Origin of the sequence: Methylocystis sp. (assembly GCF_051062815.1) — a bacterium.
Classification (GTDB): Bacteria; Pseudomonadota; Alphaproteobacteria; order Rhizobiales; family Beijerinckiaceae; genus Methylocystis.
In genome coordinates this window covers 57,080-63,088 of the sequence record NZ_JBPFDU010000087.1, presented here as the reverse complement: position 1 = coordinate 63,088, position 6,009 = coordinate 57,080, and the positions used below count along the sequence as shown (strand labels likewise).

Below are 6,009 nucleotides of genomic sequence, written 5' to 3'. Positions count from 1 at the left end.
GCATCATCGTCATGAAGGATGGAAGGGTGATCGCAGAGGGACCGACGGCCGACATCGTCACCTCAGGAGTCATGGGCGAGGCGGGCGTGCCGCGGCCCGAAGTCACGGGGCTGGCGCTGGCCCTGCAAGGCACCGGCAAAGCGTTCCCATCGCTGCCGATCACGCGGGCTGAGGCCTTTGACGCACTGTCGTCCAGGCGCGGTGGGTGAACGCTATGGCCATCACCTTCGCCAATGTCTCCTTTGCTTATCCCAGTGGCTGGCGCGCCGTGGATGATGTCAGCTTCACCGTCAAAGAAGGTGAGCGGCTCGCCATTGTCGGCCAGAACGGCGCCGGCAAGACGACGACCGTCAATCTCTTCTTGAATTTTATCCAGCCGACCGCAGGCCAAGCGCTCGTCTGCGGGATCGACGCCGCGGTTGATCCCTCGGCGGCGCGCGCGCGTCTCGCCTATATCCCCGAGCAGGTGATGCTCTACGGCGCGCTCACCGGCCTCGAAAATCTGCAATATTTCACCGAAATCTCCGGCGCCGAAGCGCCGCGCGATGAGCTTCTCTCGCTGCTCGCCGCCGCCGGCTTGCCGCGCGACGCCTTCGAACGTCCCGTGCGCGGCTATTCCAAGGGCATGCGCCAGAAGGTCGGCGTCGCCATCGCGCTCGCAAGGCGCGCGCAGGCGCTGGTGCTGGATGAGCCGACCTCCGGCCTCGATCCGCTTGCGGCCAATGAATTCGCGGCGCTCATCGAGCGGCTGCGCAAGGAGGGCATGGCGGTGCTCATGGTCACGCATGACCTCTTCCTCGCCAAGCAATGCGGCACGAAGATCGGCATCATGGCGCAGGGGCGTCTCGCATCCGTCTTCGGCGCCGACGACGTCGATCATCTCGGGCTGGAGCGCGCCTATCTCGATCTCTTCGCGAGCGCGGCGGCGTGAGCGATCTCGCCCTCGCCCCGCTCGCCACGACGGCGGCGGCGAAGAGCCGCTGGCGCGTCGTCCGCGCGGTCGCCGCCAAGGAATGGCTGGAGCTGTCCCGCGACCGGCGCCTCGTCTGGCTCTGCGCCTTCATTATCGCGCTGATGCTCGCCGCGCTCGCCTTCGGCTATGTCGAAAACGCCCGCATTCTGCGCGAGCGCGAGGCGGCGGCGCAAGCCGATCGCGACCTTTGGGTCGGACAGAGCGCCAAGAATCCGCACGCCGCCGCGCATTTCGGCCAATACGCCTTCAAGCCATTGAGCCCGCTGGCGCTCGCCGATCCCGGCGTCGACGCCTATGTCGGCTCGGCCGTGTGGCTCGAAGCGCATAAGCAGAACGAGACCCAGTTCAAACAGGCGCGCGACGGCGGCGTCGGCGCGCGGCTGGGCTCGCTCTCGCTCGCCTTCATCCTGCAGACGATCGCGCCGCTCATCGTCATCCTGATGGGTTTCGCGAGCTTCTCGGGCGAGCGCGAAAGCGGCACGCTGAAACAGCTGCTCAGCGTCGGCGCCAGGCCGCGCGACATTCTCGCCGGCAAGGCGATGGCGCTCATCGGCGCCATTTTCGCGCTGCTCGCGCCGGCCTTCATCGGCGCCGCGCTCGCCCTCGTCTTTTTCGTCGATCGCGAACGCCTGTCGCTCGTCGATCAATTGATTCGGCTCGGTGCGCTTGGCGCCGCCTATGCCGCCTATCTCGCGGGCTTCGCTTTTCTGGCGCTGGGGGTTTCGGCTTTGGCGAAAAACTCCCGCGCCGCGCTCGTCACGCTGCTCGCCTTCTGGCTCGCCAATTCCTTTCTCGCGCCGCGCCTCGCCACGGACGCCGCGCGCGCCTTCGCGCCGACGCCGACATGGCAAGAATTTCGCGCCGGCATTGCGCAGGACAAGGCGAAGACATTCGGTCACGACGAGAGCCATCCCGCCTTCGTCGCCTTCCGCGACGAGACGCTGAAAAAATACGGCGTCTCGCGGATCGCGGATCTGCCGGTCAGCTTCCGCGGGCTGGCGCTGCGCAAGGACGACGAGGCCGGCTATGCGATCTTCGATCGCCACTTCGGCGCGCTGCAGTCGGCCTTCGACCGCCAGGACGCGCTGCGCGCCGCGCCCGGTTTCTTGTTTCCGCTGCTGGCGCTGCGGCCGATCTCGATGGCCTTCGCCGGCGTCGACAGCCGCAGCCAGTTCGATTTCGCCACGGCGGCCGAGGCGCATCGGCGCGATATCCAAAACCAGGTCAGCGACAACCTCATCCATTTCGCCCACGACAATGCTTACGTCGCCGGCCCGGAGCTGTGGCGAAAGATCGGCTCCTTCGCCTATCGGGCGCCCGGCGCGGTCTTCGCCCTGGGCTACAGCGTCCTCCCGATTATCGGCCTATTGGCCTGGCTCGCGCTCGCTTGCGCTTTCGCGCTCTTCGCGGCGCGGCGTCTGCGGCCGGTATGAGCGCGCCAATGTCTTCCGCTTTCTCTTCCGCTTTCTTCGCTGGCGTGCGGTTCGAGGCGCGCATGATGCGCCGCGACGGCGCGATCTGGTTCGCGCTGCTGATTTTGGCGAGCGTGACGCTTTTCGCCCTCGCGATGGGGGCGTCGCGCGTCGCGGCGCAACAGGCGGAGATCGCTGGCGCCCGCGCCGATGAGACGCAGCGCCTGTCAAACCTTCAGAAGACGCTGGCGCATTTGCAGCAGGGCGAGACGCAGGGAAAGCCCACGCCGGAGCCGCCGCCCTATCGCGATCCGCGCAACGCGGCCTTCATGGGCGGCGGGCCTGCCGCGGCGGTCGCCGCGCTCGCCCCGGCGCCCTTGGCGCTCGTCGCCACAGGGCAGAGCGATATGCTTCCGCCCGCCGTCCGGGTGACGACGGGCTCGAAAGACAGTTTTCTCTTCGCCGACGAGATCGACAATCCCGCCAATCTGATGTCGGGCGCGACCGATCTCGCCTTCGTCGTCGTCTTCGTCTATCCGCTCGTCGTCCTGGCGATGGCCTTCAATCTGCTCGCCGGCGAGCGCGAGCAGGGAACGCTGGGCATGACGCTCGCCTCGGCGCGCCGGCCCAGCGCCGCGCTCGCAGGCAAGCTCGCCGCGCGAATCGCTGCGCCGATCGCCGCGATGATGCTGGCCGGCGCGGCGGGCGTCTGGATTTTCGCGGGAGGGGAGCGCTTCGCGACGCCCGGCTTCGCGGCGCTGCTCGTTGTCGTGCTGCTCTATGGCCTGTTCTGGGCGGCGCTCGCGGCCGCCGTCGACGGCCTCGGGCGGAGTTCCGCCTTCAATGCCCTCACGCTGATCGGCGCATGGGTGGCGATCACCATGATCCTGCCGGCCGCGATCAACAGTATCGCCGCTTTCGCCCATCCCGCGCCCTCCCGAACCGACATGGTGCTCGCAGCCCGGGCGGCCTCGATCGACGCCGACCGCGCCCGCGACGCCTCGCTCGCGCGCTACGCCCAGGAACATGGCGACGCGGAAAAGCCAGCCGGCGGTCCGCAGGAGATGACGCTGCGGCGTCTGGCGACGCAGGAGGCCGCGTTCCAACGCGTCGAGGCGATCGTCGCCGAGCATGACGCGCAGCTTGCGCGCCAGCGCGACATGGCCGACCGGCTCGGCTATCTCTCGCCCGCCTATCTGACCTATCAGGCGATGGCCGACATCGCCGGCTCAGGGGAGACGCGCTACCGCGCCTTTCTTGACCGCATCCGCGCCTTTCATATCGACTGGCGCGCCTTCTTCCTGTCCCGCGCCAAGGCGGGTGCCTCGCTGACGGCGCAGGATTACGCCGCCATGCCGAAATTCACCCAGGCCGATGAAGAATTGGTTACGTGCGCGCCGGCCGGACTCGCCAGCCCGCTCATCGGCGTCGCGCTGCCGATGCTGATTCTCGCTATTTTTGCTTGGCGCGCCTTCCGGCGTTGCGGGATTTGACCGGGTCTGCCGACTTTTGCTTTTGCGGCGACTTGTTTGACGAAGGTTCGTCGTCGTCAGCGAGACGAAATATCTGATTTCCCGCCTTGAGAATCCCCGGCATGCGCGGATCGTTGGCGTCGTCGAGCAGCCACTGTAAGCCGACGAGCGCCGCATATTGCACATATGCCGCCGATTGCGGATCGGCGAGATCCGGGTAGACATGCGAAAGCACGCAGGTGAGTCCCTCGATGCGCTTGGCGTCCACTTCGGCGACCGCTTGGCGCACAATGGATTCGCTCGCGGCGAAACGGCGCAGCGCGCGTTCGAATTGATGATCGAGCGCCATCGGCTGTTCGCGCATCAGTCGCCGCAATTCATTGGCTGACTGCGCCTGTTCGTAGCGCTTGCCGGCTTCGTCGATGACTTGCGCGCGCCAGCGCTCCATCATGGCGCGAAGAAAGGCGTCGCGATCCTCGAAGTGGTGATAGAAGCTGCCGCGCGTGCGCTTTGCCGCAGCCGTCAGACGGTCGATCGTCAGCGCGGCGGAACCTTCCTCAGCAAGCAGTTTCGCGCCGAGCGCCAGCCAGTCTTCCTTTTTGAAGCGACTCATAGCGGCAGGCTTACATAGTCGCCGGTTCTTGCCAAAACCATACTATGTAGTATGGTTTGTTTCAGGCGATTCGATTCAGGAGAGCCTCGATGTTTCACGATCCGGATTTCACGCCCTTTGCTCCCAATGAGCGCCCGTCCTGGCGCTCCGCCAAGCGCAATTTTCTCGAAAACTGGCCGCCCGCCGCCTATCGCGAAACCTATTTCACGCTTGACGGCTTTTGGCCGTTCGTCGGGCGCACGCATTATCTCGCCGATCCCGAACTGATCGAAGACATGCTGATCACGCGTGCGGACAGTTTTACGCGCGACTTCATCACGGTCGGCGCGCTGTCGTCCGTCATCAACCGCGATGCGCTGTTCTTTGTTGAAGGCGCGGACTGGAAATGGCAGCGGCGCGCCTTGGCGCCCGCCTTCCGACACGACAATCTTCTGGCCCTGACGCCGACATTCGTCGATTGCGCCAAAGCCCAGGCGGACGCCTGGCGCGCCTCGCCTCACGCTGCGCCAATCGACGTGATGAACGCGACGTCGAACATCACCTTTGCGGTCATCGAGAACGCCGTCCTGGGCGTCACGGGCGCCTTTGATCGGGGCAAGTTTGTCGCCGCCTTGCAGGAGAGTTTCGCCGCCATCTCCTGGTCGCGGATCTTCACCCTGTTTCGACTGCCGACATGGCTGCCGTTTCCCGGTTCGTCGAAAGTCAATCGCGACATGCGCTACCTTTACGACGAGACCGCGCGCCTCCTCGCGGCGCGGCGCGCATCGGGCGGGCAAACGCAGGCGATCCTCGATCGGCTGCTTGCCGCCAAGGACCCCGAAAGCGGCCGGTCGATGACCGACGCCGAACTCATCGCCAATCTCTACGGCTTTCTTGTCGCCGGGCATGAAACATCGGCTGTCGCGCTCGGCTGGAGCCTGTGGCTGCTGGCCAAGGATCAGGCGTCACAGGAGCGCCTGCGCGACGAAGTCCGCGTGATCGCCGGCGACGCCGACATCAGCGGCGACACAATTGAAATGCTGCAATTCACCAAGCAAGTGATCCAGGAATCGATGCGTCTCTTTCCGCCGGCCGCCGCGATCGGACGACAGCCGCGCGAAGACATGACGCTCGGCCCCTATAAAATCTCGAAGAACGAGCCGGTCTATGCGGCGCTCTGGGCGCTGCATCGTCACGAGAAACTCTGGGACGCGCCGAACGCTTTCGATCCCAACCGCTTTGCGCCAGAAAAAGCCAAGACGCGCCATCGCTGCGCTTACATGCCGTTCGGCGCCGGCCCGCGCATCTGCATCGGCATGGGCTTCGCGATGCTGGAGATGGTCGCGATCCTTGCGACGCTCGTTCGGGAATTTCGCTTCACGCCGGTCGAGGGCCACCGCCTCGAATTGGCGCCCGATTTCACGACGCGGCCCAAGGACGGGCTGCCGCTTCATGTCCGGCCGCTATAACTGTGGCCGCTGCACCATCGGGGCGGACCGCGATAGGGTGCCGCCGGTAGCGGCTCAGTTTGAATTTCGGCTCGCGACCCGTAGCGGTCGT

Annotated in this window: 6 protein-coding genes; 5 read left to right on the top strand and 1 reads right to left on the bottom strand. The window is 65.9% G+C overall.

Annotated features, from left to right (window positions below; all coding sequences use genetic code 11):
* From ACR65W_RS18640 to ACR65W_RS18625, 4 genes are all read left to right on the top strand, one after another.
* Positions 1–209, top strand: a 209-nt coding sequence (locus ACR65W_RS18640; RefSeq protein ID WP_434502997.1) for a hypothetical protein, incomplete at its 5' end; no start/stop codon positions are given.
* Between the two features lie 5 nt (positions 210–214).
* Positions 215–931, top strand: coding sequence for an ABC transporter ATP-binding protein (locus ACR65W_RS18635; protein ID WP_434502999.1), 717 nt, complete (start codon positions 215–217; stop codon positions 929–931).
* Complete coding sequence (locus ACR65W_RS18630; RefSeq protein ID WP_434499459.1) at positions 928–2,406, top strand: ABC transporter permease subunit; 1,479 nt, start codon at positions 928–930, stop codon at positions 2,404–2,406. Before ACR65W_RS18635 ends, ACR65W_RS18630 begins: the two co-directional genes overlap by 4 nt.
* A gap of 8 nt (positions 2,407–2,414) precedes the next feature.
* The gene (locus ACR65W_RS18625; RefSeq protein ID WP_434499458.1) at positions 2,415–3,878 is read left to right on the top strand and encodes a DUF3526 domain-containing protein; all 1,464 of its coding nucleotides are present in this window, start codon (positions 2,415–2,417) and stop codon (positions 3,876–3,878) included.
* On the opposite strand, the gene ACR65W_RS18620 is transcribed toward ACR65W_RS18625, so the two are convergent.
* Positions 3,838–4,470, bottom strand: coding sequence for a TetR/AcrR family transcriptional regulator (locus tag ACR65W_RS18620; protein ID WP_434499457.1), 633 nt, complete (start codon positions 4,468–4,470; stop codon positions 3,838–3,840). The two genes, ACR65W_RS18625 and ACR65W_RS18620, sit on opposite strands and share 41 nt — an antisense overlap.
* 89 nt (positions 4,471–4,559) lie before the next feature.
* On the opposite strand from ACR65W_RS18620, the gene ACR65W_RS18615 reads away from it, so the two are divergent.
* On the top strand, positions 4,560–5,918 hold the full coding sequence (locus ACR65W_RS18615; protein WP_434499456.1) for a cytochrome P450: 1,359 nt from the start codon (positions 4,560–4,562) through the stop codon (positions 5,916–5,918).
* Positions 5,919–6,009: the final 91 nt, after the last annotated feature.

What these genes read in the sequence shown, in the direction of transcription:
- ACR65W_RS18635 (WP_434502999.1), top strand. Translation starts at nt 215, where the DNA reads ATGGCCATCACCTTCGCCAATGTCTCCTTTGCTTATCCCAGTGGCTGG.
- ACR65W_RS18625 (WP_434499458.1), top strand. Translation starts at nt 2,415, where the DNA reads ATGTCTTCCGCTTTCTCTTCCGCTTTCTTCGCTGGCGTGCGGTTCGAG.
- ACR65W_RS18620 (WP_434499457.1), bottom strand. Translation starts at nt 4,470, where the DNA reads ATGAGTCGCTTCAAAAAGGAAGACTGGCTGGCGCTCGGCGCGAAACTG.
- ACR65W_RS18615 (WP_434499456.1), top strand. Translation starts at nt 4,560, where the DNA reads ATGTTTCACGATCCGGATTTCACGCCCTTTGCTCCCAATGAGCGCCCG.